Source organism: Microbacterium sp. ABR10 (assembly GCF_057812175.1).
Genome location: NZ_CM173821.1, coordinates 3,181,028 through 3,194,990 on the forward strand (window position 1 = coordinate 3,181,028; position 13,963 = coordinate 3,194,990).

Genomic DNA, 13,963 nt, shown 5'->3' on the forward strand with positions numbered 1-13,963 from the left:
TCATCCTCTCCGGCTGATGAGACGGGGATCGGTCGCTTCCTTGAGCCCGTCGGCGACGAGTGTGAAGGCGACCATGAGCAGGCCCAGGACCACCACGGGGATGATCACGAGCGAAGGGTAGGAGAGGAACGACTTGTAGCCGATGCTGACCAGGGAGCCGAGAGACGCCATGGGCGCTTGCACACCGAGCCCCACGAACGACAGGTAGGACTCGGTGAAGATGGCCGCGGGGATCGAGAACATGCTCATCGTGACGATCGGACCCAGGATGTTCGGCAGGATCTCGACGAACACGATGTGGCCGTTGCGCGCCCCGAGCGTGCGTGAGGCGAGCACGTACTCCTCGCCCTTCTGCCGCAGCGCCTGGGCGCGCGCCACACGGCTCATGGCCAACCAGTTGCTGAGCAGCAGGCCGAACACGATCGCGCCGATACCCGGACCGACCGCGACCACGAAGAGGGTGACGATCACCAGCTGGGGGATGCCGGAGAGCACCTCCACGACACGCTGCATGCCGCCGTCGATGCGGCCGCCGAAGTAGCCCGAGATCAGCCCGTAGGTCATGCCGATCACGATGTCGATGGCGAAGGCGATGAGGGCCACCAGCAGCGAGACGCGGGTTCCGCTCCACACGCGCTCGAACAGATCGCGTCCGAGCTCGTCGGTGCCGAAGAGGAAGTACGTCCCCGCGGGGACGTTCGCCTTCGCGTACTGGTCGACGCCGTCGCGGGTGCCGTCGAGGACGCCCAGTGCGTCGAGGACCGGCACTTTGGGCGGCAGGAACCGGTAGGCGACGTTGGCGGTGTCGCCGGCCGTGGGGAAGAAGGGCACCACGACGGCCAACAGCACGATGACGGCGAGCACCGCCAGGCCCACCATCGCGGGCACGTTGCGACGGAAGCGGCGCACGATGTCGTGGAGCCCTCCCCGGCCGCTGCGGCCGGCCGCGATGACGGAGGTGAGGGGACGATTCGCATCCGAGACGAGCCGCAGCCCCTCGGGCGCGATGCCCGGGTCGAGCGCGGTCGTGGGTGCGATGCGGTCCGGCTGCACGTTGGGGTCGGTCATCGCGTCTGTCCTGCCAATCGGATGCGGGGATCGATGAGGCCGTAGAGCACGTCGACGGCGAGCATCACGATGATGTAGATCACGCTGTACACGAGGCTGATGGCGATGACGATGTTGTAGTCGACGTTCTGTATGGCCGTCAGCAGGAGTTGCCCGAGGCCGGGGGCCCCGAAGATCTGCTCGATCACGACCGAGCCGGTGATCAAGCCGATGAGCAGGGGCGAGAGCACGGTGATGATCGACACCATCGTGTTGCGCAGCGCGTGCCGGCCGATCACCTTCGCGGGGCTCAGCCCCTTCGCCTTGGCCAGCAGGATGTAGTCGCTGTCGAGGCAGTCGAGCATCTCGGACCGGGCGTAACGCGCCGTGACGGCCATCACGTACGCGGCGAGCGAGATGGTCGGCAGGATGCTCGAGACGAACGGGTCGTCCTCCGAGTAACGGATCGGGAGCAACTTCCACTCGAAGCCCACGAAGTAGACAAGCAGCAGCGCGATGACGAACGAGGGGACGCTGAAGGCGATCACCGAGACGAACGTCGACAGGTTGTCGAACCAGCCGCGCTTCTTGATCGCCGAGACGATGCCGATGAGGAGACCCAGAACCACGCCGAGCACGAGCGCCTGCAGACCGATGCGGATGGTCACCGGGAGGCGCGAGCCGAGCATCTGCGCGACGGGGAAGTCCGGGATGAGGTTGTAGGACACCCCGAAGTCGCCGCGGAGCAGGTTCAGCAGGTACGTGCCCAGGCGCAGCATGACGGGCTCGTCGAGGCCGTACTTCTGCGTGAGGAGCTCGCGCTGGATCTCGTCGAGCTTCTCGTTGTTGAAGGGCGACCCGGGCAGCAGCTGCAGCAGGGCGAACATCACGATCGCGATGGCGAGGATCGTGAAGACCGAGGTCAGCAGACGCGTGAGGACGAATCTGGTCACGGCGCTCCGCCCCACCCCGCGGTGTCGCCCCGCACGTCGGCGGCGACCGCGTTCTCCGCGTCGCGCGGGAGGCCCTCCCACGACCGCGAGTGGAACTGCGTCAGGCCCACGCGCACGAGTGCACGGCGGGCGAGGGAGTCGATGATCTCGTCCACCGACTGCGGTCGGGTGTAGAAGGCGGGCACCGGCGGCGCGATGATGCCGCCGGCACGGGCCACGGCATCCATCGCCGCGATGTGACCGCGGTGCAGGGGCGACTCGCGGAACATGAGCAGGGTGGGGATGCCCTCCTTGAGGCAGACATCAGCGGCACGGGTGACGAGGTTGTCAGCGAGGCCGTAGGCGATTCCGCTGAGGGTCTTCACCGTGCACGGTGCCACGATCATGGCCGAGGTCGGCGTCGAGCCCGACGCGATCGACGCGCCGATGTGCGACGGCCGGTGCGCCACATCGGCGAGCGCCTCGACCTCCTTCAGAGCGAGGCCGCACTCCTGCTGCAACGTCATGGCGCCGGCTTTGGAGATGATGACATCGCTGCGGAGCCCCGGGTCCATGCGGAGCAGTTCGAGGATGCGGACGCCGATGCCCACGCCGGAGGCGCCGGTGATCGCGACGATCACACGCCCGGGGGGCTCCTGTCGGGTGCGGTTCATGAGAGTCCTTCCTGATCCAGGGTGATCACCGAACGCGCCAGGGCGTGCACGCCCACGACGATGTCGTCGAGTTCGGTGAACTCTTCGGGGCAATGGCTGCGCCCGTTGCGAGAGGGGATGAAGATCATGCCGATGGGGCCGAGCTTGGCCATCTGCACGCCGTCGTGACCCGCGCCGCTGTAGAGATGAGCGGCCGGGTGCCCGAGCGCGGAGATCGACCGCTCGATCGCCGACGACAGGCGCGGGTCGACCGCGGTGGGGCGTTCCCACGGCAGCCAGGTCACTTCGTGCGTCAGGCCGCGCTTCTCGGCCTCCTTCGCCGCGATCTCGGCGATCTGGTCGCGCGCCAGGCTGAACCAGCCGAGGTCGGGGCTGCGGAACTCCGCCGTGAGCAGTGCCGCCTCGGTCACGACGCTCGTCGCGTCGGGGGTGAAGGTGACGGCGCCGACGGTGCCCACGGCCTGGTCGGCGGACCCGGCGATGCTCTCGACGGCGAGCACGACGCCCGCGGCGGCGCACCCGGCGTCGTGACGCAGCGACATCGGCATCGTGCCGGCGTGGTCGCGGCGACCGGTGAACAGCGTACGGAACCGCGAGATCCCGGCGATGGAGGTGACGATGCCGAGCGGCAGACCCGCGCGCTCGAGGATCGGCCCCTGCTCGATGTGCAGCTCGAGGAAGCCGAGCACCTCGTCGTCGCCCCACCGCGTGCCTCGGAGCGGGTCGTCGTAGCCGGCCGCGGCGAGCGCGGCGCCGAGGGTGCGGCCGGTCTCGTCGGTGGCGGAGAGGTGGTTCGTGGTGAGCGAACCGGCCAGGGCGCGGCTGCCCAGGCACGAGAGTTCGAAGCGATTGGCCTCTTCGTTGTAGAAGTCGACCACGCGCAGGTCGTGCGCCAGACGGATGCCGTTCTCGCGCAGCATCCGTGCGACCTCGATGGCGCCGAGCACGCCGACGATGCCGTCGTAGCGCCCGCCGCCGTCGACGGTGTCGGTGTGCGAGCCGATGACGATCGCGCGGCGGTCGCTCCCGGTGCCGGCGAGGGTGCCGATGACGTTGCCGATGTTGTCGACGCGCACGTCGAGGCCGGCCGCGCGCATGAGCGCGGCCACATGGTGTCGGGAGTCGGTCTCGACCTCGCTGAGGGCCACCCGGCTCCAGCCCGGACGAGAGGTGTCGACGAGGCGGGAGATCTCCTCCAGGTCGGCGCTCAGGCGCGCGGCGTCGGGCAGACCGATGTCGGTCTTCATGCGCGGATCCTCCCCCCGTCGGCCACGAGTGCGCTGTGAACGACGATCGCGGGGCGCAGTCGCTCGCCCCATCCCTCGCCGACCAGGCGGTCGCGCACCTCGCGAACGACCTCGGCGGGCGGGACGGCGAGCTCGGGCCCCACCGCGCGGTCGCCCGCGGTGATCGTGGCATCCATGCCGACCTTGGTCACCATGCCGTCGCGCTGCATGGGGACGTTGCGGTCGGTGGCGACGCCGTCGATCAGCACGAGGTCGCGGTCCCAGCGCATACGGCTGGTGCGCGCCCAGTGCACGTGCTCCTCGTCCCACACGTCGACGTCGGCATCCACGACGGTGACCTGTTTGACCATGCTGACCGCGGCGAAGGCGCCGAACATCACGCGCTTCGCCCCGCCGGGGCGGGCGTTCGCGATCGAGACGACGACGTCGACACGTCCACCGCCGGAGTGCGTCACGGCGACATCGACGATGTCGCATCCGATGTTGCGCAGGGCGTGGCGGATACCGGCGGCGATGGGGAGCGCGGCGATGTAGCTGTGCTCGGACGACAGGCCCGGGAGGATGACGTGCACCTCGGGGTCTGTGCGGCGGGTGACGGCGGTGACCTCGAACGTGAAGCCGTCACCGTAGTCCTCGTACATGCCGTGGTACTCGTTGACGAGTCCCTCGTGCACCGGTCGATCGGCGTGGATGAGACCCTCGACGACGATCTCGGCGTCGGCGGGCACGAGCACCTCGCTCGTGAGGGCTCGCACCACGCGCACGGGCTCGCCCAGCAGCGCCGCGGCGTGCTCGAGCTCGTCGTCGCCGAGGCCTAGGTAGCAGCACGCGGCGAGCTGGACGGCCGGGTGCGCGCCGAGGACGACGGCGACGGGCAGCCCCTGTCCGGCGGATGCCGCCGAGCGCGCCATCGCGGTGAGGTGGTGGTTGGGGGCGATTCCGACGAAGCCGGTGGTCTCGTCGAGCGGCTTGATGCGCGCGTACGACGCGTTGCGGTGGCCGGTGACCGGGTCGTAGGCGACGATCATGCCCGCGGTGATGTAGCCGCCGGAGTCCTTCTCGAAGAACGTCGGGGTCACGACCTCCGTCCAGACCGAAGCCGGTGGCAGCGTCACGGCCTGGACGGGGCCGTCCGTCGCGATCTCGACCGGCTGCCGGTCGGCGATCGCTGCGGCGAGCCGGGGAAGGAGGTCGCGCACGTCGGCTCCGATGGCGCGGGCGAGTCGTTCCCGCGAGTTGAGCACGTTGCCGACGACCGGGTGGGGGGATCCGTCGACGGTGGTCATCCGCACGGCGGGGCCGCGGTCGAGCAGGGCGAGGACGCTCGCGAGCTCGAAGCGCGCGTCCACGGGGCTTTCGACCTCGATCAACTCGCCGACGGCGGAGAGGTCGTCGAGGTAGGTGCGCATCGACTGGTCGGCCATCAGCGCCCCCGCCCGAGGAAGACGCCGTCGCCGGGCTCGGCGAGGAGGCCGTCGGCATCCGTGTAGACCTCTTCGCCGCGCACGATCGTGGAGTGGATGAGTCCCGGGAAGCTCATGCCGGCGTACGGGCTCCAGGTGGCGGTCGAGTACATGCGCATGTCGTCGATCTCGGTCGTGCCCGCCGGGTCGATCACGACGAAGTCGGCGTCCAGACCGGCGGCGATCGACCCCTTGCGGTGGTCGATGCCGAACGCCCGGGCGGGGTTCGACGCGAGGACCGCGGCGGTGCGCAGCAGCGACAGCCGTCCCTCGAAGTACCCGGCGCCGACGACGATGGGCACCAGCGTCTGCACGCCCGGCGCACCGGAGGCGTTGTCGAAGATCTCCGGGAGGACCTTCTTCGACAGGGGCCAGGGCGCGTGGTCGCTGGTGACCATGTCGATGCGGCCGTCGGAGAGCGCCGCCCACATGCCCTCCGCGTGCTCAGAGGTGCGCAGCGGGGGGTTGATCTTGCCGAGGGGGCCGAGCCGGTCCATGTCGTCCTCGGTGAGCACGAGGTAGTGGGGGCAGGTCTCCAGGGTCGCGTCCAGGCCGTGCGCGGCTTTCTCGGTCACGAGCGTCACGGTGTCGGGCAGGCTCGCGTGGAAGATGTGGAAGCGCACGCCGGCCGCGGCGGCGACCTCGAGGCCCAGAGCGACCGAGGTGGTCTCCGAGACCGGCGGGCGCGTGCGGTTGTGGTCGATGGGGGCCGTGCGTCCGGCCTCTTTCGCGGCCGCGACGAGAGCGGAGATGATCTCGCCGTCCTCCGCGTGCACGCCCACGCGCACACCGCGGGCGGCCATCACGGTGAAGGCCTCGAGGAGTTGGTCCGAGGGGATGCGCGGGAAGCGCACCGGGTCGGTCTCGAACAGCGAGACCTTGAAGCCGCTGACGCCCTCGTCGATCATCCCGTCGATGTCGCGCACGCCGTCGCCGGGCCGGACGGTGCCGTGCAGGGCGACATCGACGCGCGCTTCGGCCGCGATCCGTTCGCGCTTGCCCGCGACCGCGGCCGCGGTGTTGATCGGGTTGCCCGCGTCGTACGGCATGTCGATGATCGTCGTCACGCCGCCGGCCGCCGCGGCGGCTGTGGCGCCGTCGAAGGTCTCGGTCGGCTCGGAGAACGCGTGCACGTGGGCGTCGACCGCCCCGGGCAGCACCAGCAGGCCGGGGCCGCCCAGCACGCGCGCCGCTCCCGCGATGGCAGCCGCCGCGGCGTCGCCCTCGAGCACGGCCGAGATGCGGCCGTCCTCGATCACGACGGCGCCGTCGTCGACCACGCGATCAGGAGTGACGATGCGGCCGCGGACGACGCCCGATCCACCGGTGCCGCGGGTCACCGAACGCCTCCGACGACCTCTTCGACGCGCTCCAGCACGGAGCCGAGCACGACCATCGCCTGGGCGTTGACCATCTGCTCCGACTGGTAGATGTCCTCACGGGTCATCGGAACGATCTCACGGACGGCGTCGTAGGCGGCCTGGCTGCCGAGACCGAGGCGACGCCCGCCGAGGTGCGGTGCGCCGAGGTCGATGCCCTGGGTGGCGAGGATGAACTCGATACCGAGGATGATCTGCGTGTTCTTGATGATGCTGCGCGCCTTGCGGGACGAGAACGTGCACATCGACACGTGGTCTTCCTGGTTGGCCTTGGTGGGGATCGAATCGACGACCGAGGGGAAGCACAGCACTTTGTTCTCGGAGGCGATGGCCGCCGCCGCGCAGTGCACGATCGAGAAGCCCGTGTTCAGGCCCAGCTGACCGCCGACGAGGTTCAGCGGCAGGCCGTAGCTGAGGTTCGGGTCCGTCAGGCGGAACGAGCGACGCTCGGAGATGGCCCCGATCTCCGCGACGGCGATCGCGATGAGGTCGGCCGCGACGCCGATGGGCTCGCCGTGGAAGTTGCCGCCCGAGAGCACGTCGTAGCCACCCTTGCCGTCGCTGAGCACGAGCGGGTTGTCGGTGGCGGCGTTGGCCTCGCGCACCAGGAGCGTCTCGGCGAACAGCAGCGATTCGCGTGTCGTACCGTGCACCTGCGGCGCGCAGCGCAGCGAGTAGGCGTCCTGGACGCGGCGCTTGTACCCGCCCGGACGCTGCTCGTCGGGGAGCTGGATCTCGCGGGCCTCCTCGACCGTGCGCTCGCTGCCCTGCGTCAGGGCACGGACGTTCGCCGCGACCGACACCTGGCCGGGGGCGTTGCGCGCCGTGTGGATGCGCTCGTCGAACGCGTCGAGCTCGCCGCGCACCGCCTCGAGCGAGAGGGCGAGGGCGACGTCGGCCTGACGGGTGAGGCTCCACGCGTCGGTCAGCGCGAGGCACGCGGTCGCGAGCGAGATGGTCGACCCGTTGATGAGGGCGAGGACGTCCTTCTGCTTGAGCTCGAAGTCCAGCGCCAGCCCGGCCGCGGTGAGGGCCTCGACCGCCGGCATCCGCACGCCCCGGTGGTAGGCCTCGGCCTTCTCGTGGCCGACCATGACGCTCACGAGGTGCGCGAGGGGGGCGAGGTCGCCCGATGCACCCACCGAGCCCTGCCCGGGGATGACGGGGAGGACATCGGCGTTGAGCATCTCGACGAGGCGGTCGATGCATTCGATGCGCACGCCCGACATGCCCTTGGCGATGGCGTTGGCGCGGAGCAGCAGCAGGGCGCGGGTCTCGTCCAGCGGCAGCGGCTCGCCGATGCCGGCGGAGTGGGAGTTGATGACGAGACGCTGGAAGCGCGCCTGGTCCTCGGCCGGGACACGGACGTCCATGAGGCGGCCGAGGCCGGTGTTGATGCCGTAGATGGCCGGCGCGTCCTCGGCGAGGAAGTGCGCCTCGACGTAGGCGCGGGCCTCGAGCGTGACCCGCCGGGCTTCGTCGGAGAGCACCACGACGGGGAACGAGCCGTCGGGCAGGCCGCGCGCGACGAGCGCGATGGTGTCGAGGTCGAGGGAGAACCCGTCGATCTCGACGGTCGTGGTCGCGGCCAGGGTAGGCGCCGCCAATTCAGTCATCGTTCCTCTTTCGTCGATCCGGATCGGGTCTCGGAGCGTTCGGTATCAATGCGTCAATCCTGCATAGAACAAAACAGATCGGCAAACCATCCGAACAAGATTCAGAATTGGTCGAATGCAACCGCCGTATGCCGAGGGGCGGCGGGATCGTGCGGGGCCCGGCCGAATATCGTTCGGCGCAGAGATGCGGCATCTCGACCCGCGCGCCGAATTTCGTTCGGTCGCGAACGCCGAACCGCCCCGCCGCGTACGAGACGCGGCGGGGCGGTGGGCCTGAGCGGTCAGGCGGAGTGAATGGCCCGCGGATCGTTGAAGCTCCGCGCGCGCCCGGTGAACTCGGTCTCGAGGTCGAGCAGCTCCTGCGCGGCGAAGAACGCCATCCCGCTGTGACCGGGGTACTCGTCGGGGAGCATCTCGTTCGAGAAGGTGTTGCCCATCTCGGCGAGGTTCGCCCGGCCGGCCTCGAGCATGCCGGCCATGGACGCCTTCATCGTGAAGTGCATCGTGATGAGGTCGTACCCCAGCTCGGACAACTGGGCGAAGGACATCTGCTCGAGCCCACGCTTGGCGTTGATGTCGGCGAACATCTTCAGCCCTGGCACCCGACGGGCGACCTCCGCGGCATCCGTCAGGGTCGTGACGTTCACCACGACCGTCGCGTGGGCGCCGAGTTCGACGCAGTCGATCATGCGCTGGATGCCCTCTTCGAGGTTCGCGCTGCCGTAGTTGCTGCGGGCGATCACCATGCAGTCGGTGCCCTCGACGGCCTTCACCGCCGCGCGCACCTTGGCGTAGTACTCCTCGCGCGGCAGCATGTTGTCGATCGAGACGTCACGCGCATAGCCCGGTTCGAACTCGTCCTCCATCAGCACCGCCATCGCGCCGGCCTTGGCCACCCGCCGGCAGGTCTCGTAGACCTGCAGCGGGCTGGCACCGAAGCCGTCCTCGATGTCGACCGCGAGGGGAAGGGGCGACATGTCCACGATCCGCTCGACGGCCCACAGCAGTTCCTCGAGCGAGAGCAGACCGAGGTCGGGGATGCCCTTCATGGACATCGACACCTCCGACCCGCTGAGGAGCATCGCCTCGAACCCGGCCAGCTCCACCGCGCGGGCCGACGAGCAGTCGAACACGCACGGCGCCAGGACGCTGCCCGCCTCCATCACTTCGCGGAGGGTCTTCTTCGCCGTCATCTCGCCTCTTCCTCTCGGCAGTCGGTCATCTCGTCAGTCGTCCTTCGTCACGATGCGGTAGTTCCACGTCAGGCTGACGTTGCGGACGTCCATGTTGTGCACCTCGGGGTTGATCAGCATCGCGATGCCGTTCTGGACCGTCGGGAACACCGCCACGTCGCCGAGCAGGATGCTCTCGGCCTCGTGGAGGCTGTCCCAGCGAGCCTGGGGCTGGCTGAGCATCTCGGGCGTGCGCGCCGCGGCGATGATCGCGTCGTACTGGGGGTTGGCGTAGCCGCCGAAATCCCGCTGCGAGGTCGAGGCCAGCAACTCGAGGAAGGCCATCGGGTCCTTGTAGTCCGGGCCCCAACGGAACAGGTACAGGTCGAAGTCGCCGGCCAGCGCCTGCTCGTTCGCCGTCGCTTTGGGCTGGCTGGTCAGTTCGATCTTCAGACCGGGCAGGGCCGCCTCCCACTGCGAGGCAACGTACTCGGCCTGGGCGATCGAGGACTCGTCGTCCCAGTACGACAGACGGAGCGTCACCGAGTCGGTGCCGAGAGTGGCGAGGCCCTTGTCCCACGCGGCCTTGGCGGCATCCAGGTCGTACGGCAGGTAGGTGTCGCCCGTGTCGCGGAACTGCTCGCCGTCGGGTCCGACCGCGAGGTTCTTGCCGACGAAGTAGTCGGCCGGCTCGGCGCCGTTCTTGAGCACGTCGTTCGCCAGCGCCGCCTTGTCGTACGAGGTGGCGAGGGCCGTACGGATGTCCTTGTTCGCCAGCGCCGGGTTCGACAGGTTCGGGTACATGTACCACATGTGCACCTCGAGCGCCGTGGTCAGCTCGTCGGAGTCGGCGTAGCGGTCGATCAGGCTTCCGGAGATCTCTGTGAAGTCCAGGTCGCCGCTCTCCTGCAGCAGGGCAGCGGTCTGCGAGTCCTTGACGACCTGCCACTTGATCTCGTCGATGTCGGTGTTCGACGCGTTCCAGTAGTCGGGGTTCTTCTTCGCGGAGAAGTTGTTCGCGAAGTCCCAGGAATCCCAGGTGAAGGGACCGTTGTAGATCGTCGTCTCGGGGGTCTGCCCGTACTGGTCGCCGACCTCCTCGAGGTATGCCTGGTGGACGGGCAGGAATGCGGGACGCACCAGCAGCGCCTGGAAGTACGGAACGTCGGCGGCCAGCTCAACCTGGAGGGTCTTGTCGTCGATCGCCGTCACGCCGAGCTCGTTGTAGTCCATGCCGTTGTTGACGATGTCGTTGGCGTTCTTGATGCCGGCGGCCACCGCCTCGTTGCTGTTGGGTGCGGCCGTGGCAGGATTGACCAGTCGCTTCCACGAGTATTCGAAGTCGGCCGCCGTGACCGGGTCGCCGTTGCTCCACGTCGTGTCACGCAACTGGAACGTGTAGGTGAGGCCGTCGTCGGACTTCTCGAAGCTCTCGGCCATGAGGGGCTGGAGCTCGTGATTCTCGTCGAGGGAGTAGAGGCCGTCGAAGACGGCGGTCAGCACCTCGTTCGACATGCCGTCGTTGACCTTGTGGGGGTCGACAGCCTGGAGCGGGAGCAGCTTGCCGACGGTCAGGACGTGGGCTGAACCGCCACCGGATGCCGCGGGGTCGGCGCCGCCGTCGCTGCAGGCGGTGAGAAGGCCCAGCGCGGCGGTCAGAGCGACCGCGGCGGTGAAGACCTTGGGAAACCTTTTCATTGCTGGTGGTGCCCTCTCTGGAATGGGCGCGCTGTGATCGCACCCAGGGAATGGGAGCAGTGCACTGTCGAGGGGACCAGCGCGTTGCATTCGGGTATTTAGGCAAAATTCTGCACGCTTAGGCGTTGCGGAACAACTTCTCTGTACTATGTTCTGCACTTACCCAGAATCAGCGTCTCCCCGTGCGGGAACACAGCGAAAGGCCGTCATCCTGCCGAACATAATTAGGCCCGTCCGCCTCGACGACGTCGACCGTGCGATCGTCGCGGTGCTCATTCAGGACGGCCGCATCCCCAACAAGGAGCTCGCCGATCGCGTGGGGCTCGCACCCTCGTCGTGCCTGGCGCGCGTGCGCAGCCTCATCGAGAACGGCGTCATCTCCGGCTTCCACGCCGAGGTCGACCCGCGCCGCATCGGCCAGGGCCTGCGCGCCATCCTGCGCGTGCAGCTCAAAGAGCACTCGCGCGCCGAGAATGCGAGATTCGCGGAGGCGATGGCCAAGCTCCCGCAGGTGGTCAACCTGTGGCTCGTCGCCGGAGAGGACGACTACCTCATCGAGGTCGTGGCTTCGACGACCGACGACCTGAGCGACTTCGTGCTCGACTGCGTCACGAGCGACCCGGTCGTGGCCGACACGTACACGACCCTCGTCTTCTCGCGACGCCGCGGAATGGGCCCGATGCCCGTCGATCCGGCATCCGCGACGAGATGAGCGACGTCGCCGTCGCCCGCGCCAGGGATCTGCTCGCCGGCGAAGTGCTCCTCGACACGCACAACGACCTCATGTGCGGTCTGCGTCGCTACCGGGGATACGCGGTCGAGGGCTTCCAGGATCACCGGCCCGACTTCCACACCGACATTCCGCGGCTGCGACGCGGAGGGGTCTCGGCCCAGGTGTGGTCGGTCTTCGTGTCGGGCCTGCAACCGGAGGCCGAGGCCACCGTCGGTACCCTCGAGCAGATCGATGCCGCCTACCGGTTCGCCGCCGCCTACCCCGACGACATCGAGATCGTCACGAGCGTGGCCGAGGCGGAGCGCTGCATCGCCGCGGGTCGGATCGCGTCGTTCCTCGGGATCGAGGGGGGTCATTCGATCGCGATGTCGCTGGGCGTGCTGCGCATGTTCGCCCGGCTGGGCGTTCGCACCATGACATTGACGCACAACTCGTCACTGGAGTGGGCGGATGCCGCGACCGACGCGCCTCGCTCGCACGGGCTGAGCGCGGACGGCCGCGCCATCGTCCGCGAGATGAACCGCCTGGGGATCGTCGTCGACCTCTCGCACACCTCCGAGGCGACGCAGCGGGCCGCCCTGGACGCATCCCGTGCGCCCGCGATGTTCTCGCACTCGGGGGTCGCCGCGGTCGCCGCCCATCCGCGCAACGTCTCGGACGACGTCCTGCGTCGGCTCGCGACCGCCGGAGGGGTGCTGCAGGTCGCCTTCGTCGCCCAGTTCATCTCGCGGTCGTTCGCCGACTGGTCGGCCGAGGCCGCGGTCGCGCAACGTCGGTTCGGGCTGACGTCATCGATGCCCTGGCCACGGGCTCCCCGTCCGTCCGAGTCGGCCGAAGACGCCCGCGACGCCAACGTCGCGCAGTTCCCCCGAGCGGATGCCGGGGCCCATCGCGCCTTCGCGCGGTGGGCTGAGGCTCACCCGGCGCCGATCGTGCGCGTGTCCGACGTCGCCGACCACGTCGAGGCGGCGCGCGACACCATGGGCGTTGCGCACGTGGGACTCGGCAGCGATTTCGACGGCGTCAGCGATCTGCCCGACGGACTCGACGACGTCTCGGGGTACCCGCGCCTGCTCGCCGAGCTGTCCGCGCGCGGGTGGAGCGACGAGGAGTTGCTCGCCCTGGCCGGCCGCAACGCGATGCGCGTGCTGCGCGATGCCGAGGAGATCGCCGCCCGCTGAATTCGGCGGTTCCGAGCCGGCACCCGGCCTCCCGAGGGACCGGACACGCGCCCCCGCGCCGCCGGCGCCGTCACGGGGCGGGCGACGCGCGGATCAGGACGTCGTCGCGACCCGTCGCGCGCGGCGGCGACGCTCCACCCGCTCGACGGGCGGAAGGCGCTCGGTCAAGCCCGGCATCGACTCCACGCGGGCCCGCTCGACGTGAGCGGCGGCGAGCGTCTGAGCCAGCGACACGTGCCCGCCCACGATCGCCTCCACCATCTCGGCGTGCTCGTCCCACCGACCGACGGTGTCGCGTTCGGGCGTGAGGCGGAAGAGCCACCGGGTGCGGCCCGTGAGCAGACCGCTCATGCGCGAGAGCAGCGCGTGACCGGCGAGGGCGAAGATCTCGTCGTGCAGATCGGAGTTGCGCGACGACGCCGACGCCGCGGCGACCGAGGCGACGTGCGCCACGTCGAGCGCGGCCCGGAGCGCTGCGGTGTCGGCGCCGGCCGCGGCGCGCTCCGCGGCGAGCGCCGCGGCGAAGGGCTCGAGGTGCATGCGCATGTCGAAGAGCTCCTTGGCGTCGTCGACGGTGAAGCGATGCACGACGGCGGCACGGCGATGCGCCGACGACACGAACCCCTCGGCCTCGAGCACGTGCAGCGCCTCCCTGACTGGGACCCGCGAGACGCCGAGCTCTTCGGCGATGTCGCGCTCGCCGAGGCGATGCCCCATGTCGATCTCGCCGGTGATGATGCGTTCGCGCAGGATGTGCGCGATGCGCCTGCCGGTCGCGTCGATGTCGTCGTCCACGCCTCCATCCTGACAGGAGCGGGTCG

At 69.3% G+C, this 13,963-nt stretch carries 12 protein-coding genes; 2 read left to right on the forward strand and 10 right to left on the reverse strand.

Translation table 11 applies throughout. The features are described 5' to 3' along the window. The 9 genes from ACXKZF_RS14690 to ACXKZF_RS14730 all read right to left on the reverse strand — a co-directional run bounded on the left by ACXKZF_RS14690 (position 1) and on the right by ACXKZF_RS14730 (position 11,228). Positions 1-1,068: an ABC transporter permease gene (locus tag ACXKZF_RS14690; RefSeq protein WP_488984690.1), complete on the reverse strand. Its 1,068-nt coding sequence runs from the start codon at positions 1,066-1,068 to the stop codon at positions 1-3. After that, on the reverse strand, positions 1,065-2,000 hold the full coding sequence (locus ACXKZF_RS14695; RefSeq protein WP_488984691.1) for an ABC transporter permease: 936 nt from the start codon (positions 1,998-2,000) through the stop codon (positions 1,065-1,067). The genes ACXKZF_RS14690 and ACXKZF_RS14695 overlap by 4 nt, the downstream gene beginning before the upstream one ends. Further along, positions 1,997-2,653, reverse strand: a complete 657-nt coding sequence (locus tag ACXKZF_RS14700) for a UbiX family flavin prenyltransferase (protein WP_488984692.1) — start codon at positions 2,651-2,653, stop codon at positions 1,997-1,999. Before ACXKZF_RS14700 ends, ACXKZF_RS14695 begins: the two co-directional genes overlap by 4 nt. Continuing rightward, positions 2,650-3,900: a M20 family metallo-hydrolase gene (locus ACXKZF_RS14705; protein ID WP_488984693.1), complete on the reverse strand. Its 1,251-nt coding sequence runs from the start codon at positions 3,898-3,900 to the stop codon at positions 2,650-2,652. The genes ACXKZF_RS14700 and ACXKZF_RS14705 overlap by 4 nt, the downstream gene beginning before the upstream one ends. Further along, on the reverse strand, positions 3,897-5,324 hold the full coding sequence (locus ACXKZF_RS14710) for a UbiD family decarboxylase domain-containing protein (protein WP_488984694.1): 1,428 nt from the start codon (positions 5,322-5,324) through the stop codon (positions 3,897-3,899). The genes ACXKZF_RS14705 and ACXKZF_RS14710 overlap by 4 nt, the downstream gene beginning before the upstream one ends. Further along, entirely contained in the window at positions 5,324-6,703 is a 1,380-nt protein-coding gene (locus ACXKZF_RS14715) for a dihydroorotase (protein WP_488984695.1), read from the reverse strand. Before ACXKZF_RS14715 ends, ACXKZF_RS14710 begins: the two co-directional genes overlap by 1 nt. Beyond that, complete coding sequence (locus ACXKZF_RS14720) at positions 6,700-8,358, reverse strand: HAL/PAL/TAL family ammonia-lyase (RefSeq protein ID WP_488984696.1); 1,659 nt, start codon at positions 8,356-8,358, stop codon at positions 6,700-6,702. Before ACXKZF_RS14720 ends, ACXKZF_RS14715 begins: the two co-directional genes overlap by 4 nt. 281 nt (positions 8,359-8,639) lie before the next feature. Further along, complete coding sequence (locus tag ACXKZF_RS14725; RefSeq protein ID WP_488984697.1) at positions 8,640-9,551, reverse strand: isocitrate lyase/phosphoenolpyruvate mutase family protein; 912 nt, start codon at positions 9,549-9,551, stop codon at positions 8,640-8,642. 33 nt (positions 9,552-9,584) lie between these two features. Further along, the gene (locus ACXKZF_RS14730; protein WP_488984698.1) at positions 9,585-11,228 is read right to left on the reverse strand and encodes a peptide ABC transporter substrate-binding protein; all 1,644 of its coding nucleotides are present in this window, start codon (positions 11,226-11,228) and stop codon (positions 9,585-9,587) included. Positions 11,229-11,376: 148 nt separating this feature from the next. On the opposite strand from ACXKZF_RS14730, the gene ACXKZF_RS14735 reads away from it, so the two are divergent. Both ACXKZF_RS14735 and ACXKZF_RS14740 read left to right on the forward strand, forming a co-directional pair. Continuing rightward, a complete protein-coding gene (locus tag ACXKZF_RS14735) occupies positions 11,377-11,940 on the forward strand; it encodes an Lrp/AsnC family transcriptional regulator (RefSeq protein WP_488984699.1) in 564 nt (187 codons plus the stop codon). After that, the gene (locus ACXKZF_RS14740; protein WP_488984700.1) at positions 11,937-13,142 is read left to right on the forward strand and encodes a dipeptidase; all 1,206 of its coding nucleotides are present in this window, start codon (positions 11,937-11,939) and stop codon (positions 13,140-13,142) included. The genes ACXKZF_RS14735 and ACXKZF_RS14740 overlap by 4 nt, the downstream gene beginning before the upstream one ends. 93 nt (positions 13,143-13,235) lie before the next feature. Here the strand turns inward: ACXKZF_RS14740 and ACXKZF_RS14745 are convergent, their stop codons facing one another. Next, the gene (locus ACXKZF_RS14745) at positions 13,236-13,937 is read right to left on the reverse strand and encodes a GntR family transcriptional regulator (protein ID WP_488984701.1); all 702 of its coding nucleotides are present in this window, start codon (positions 13,935-13,937) and stop codon (positions 13,236-13,238) included. Positions 13,938-13,963: the final 26 nt, after the last annotated feature.

Coding starts and splice junctions, on each gene's coding strand:
- ACXKZF_RS14740 (WP_488984700.1), top strand. CDS start 11,937: ATGAGCGACGTCGCCGTCGCCCGCGCCAGGGATCTGCTCGCCGGCGAA.
- ACXKZF_RS14700 (WP_488984692.1), bottom strand. CDS start 2,653: ATGAACCGCACCCGACAGGAGCCCCCCGGGCGTGTGATCGTCGCGATC.
- ACXKZF_RS14690 (WP_488984690.1), bottom strand. CDS start 1,068: ATGACCGACCCCAACGTGCAGCCGGACCGCATCGCACCCACGACCGCG.
- ACXKZF_RS14720 (WP_488984696.1), bottom strand. CDS start 8,358: ATGACTGAATTGGCGGCGCCTACCCTGGCCGCGACCACGACCGTCGAG.
- ACXKZF_RS14735 (WP_488984699.1), top strand. CDS start 11,377: ATGTTCTGCACTTACCCAGAATCAGCGTCTCCCCGTGCGGGAACACAG.
- ACXKZF_RS14710 (WP_488984694.1), bottom strand. CDS start 5,324: ATGGCCGACCAGTCGATGCGCACCTACCTCGACGACCTCTCCGCCGTC.
- ACXKZF_RS14730 (WP_488984698.1), bottom strand. CDS start 11,228: ATGAAAAGGTTTCCCAAGGTCTTCACCGCCGCGGTCGCTCTGACCGCC.
- ACXKZF_RS14705 (WP_488984693.1), bottom strand. CDS start 3,900: ATGAAGACCGACATCGGTCTGCCCGACGCCGCGCGCCTGAGCGCCGAC.
- ACXKZF_RS14725 (WP_488984697.1), bottom strand. CDS start 9,551: ATGACGGCGAAGAAGACCCTCCGCGAAGTGATGGAGGCGGGCAGCGTC.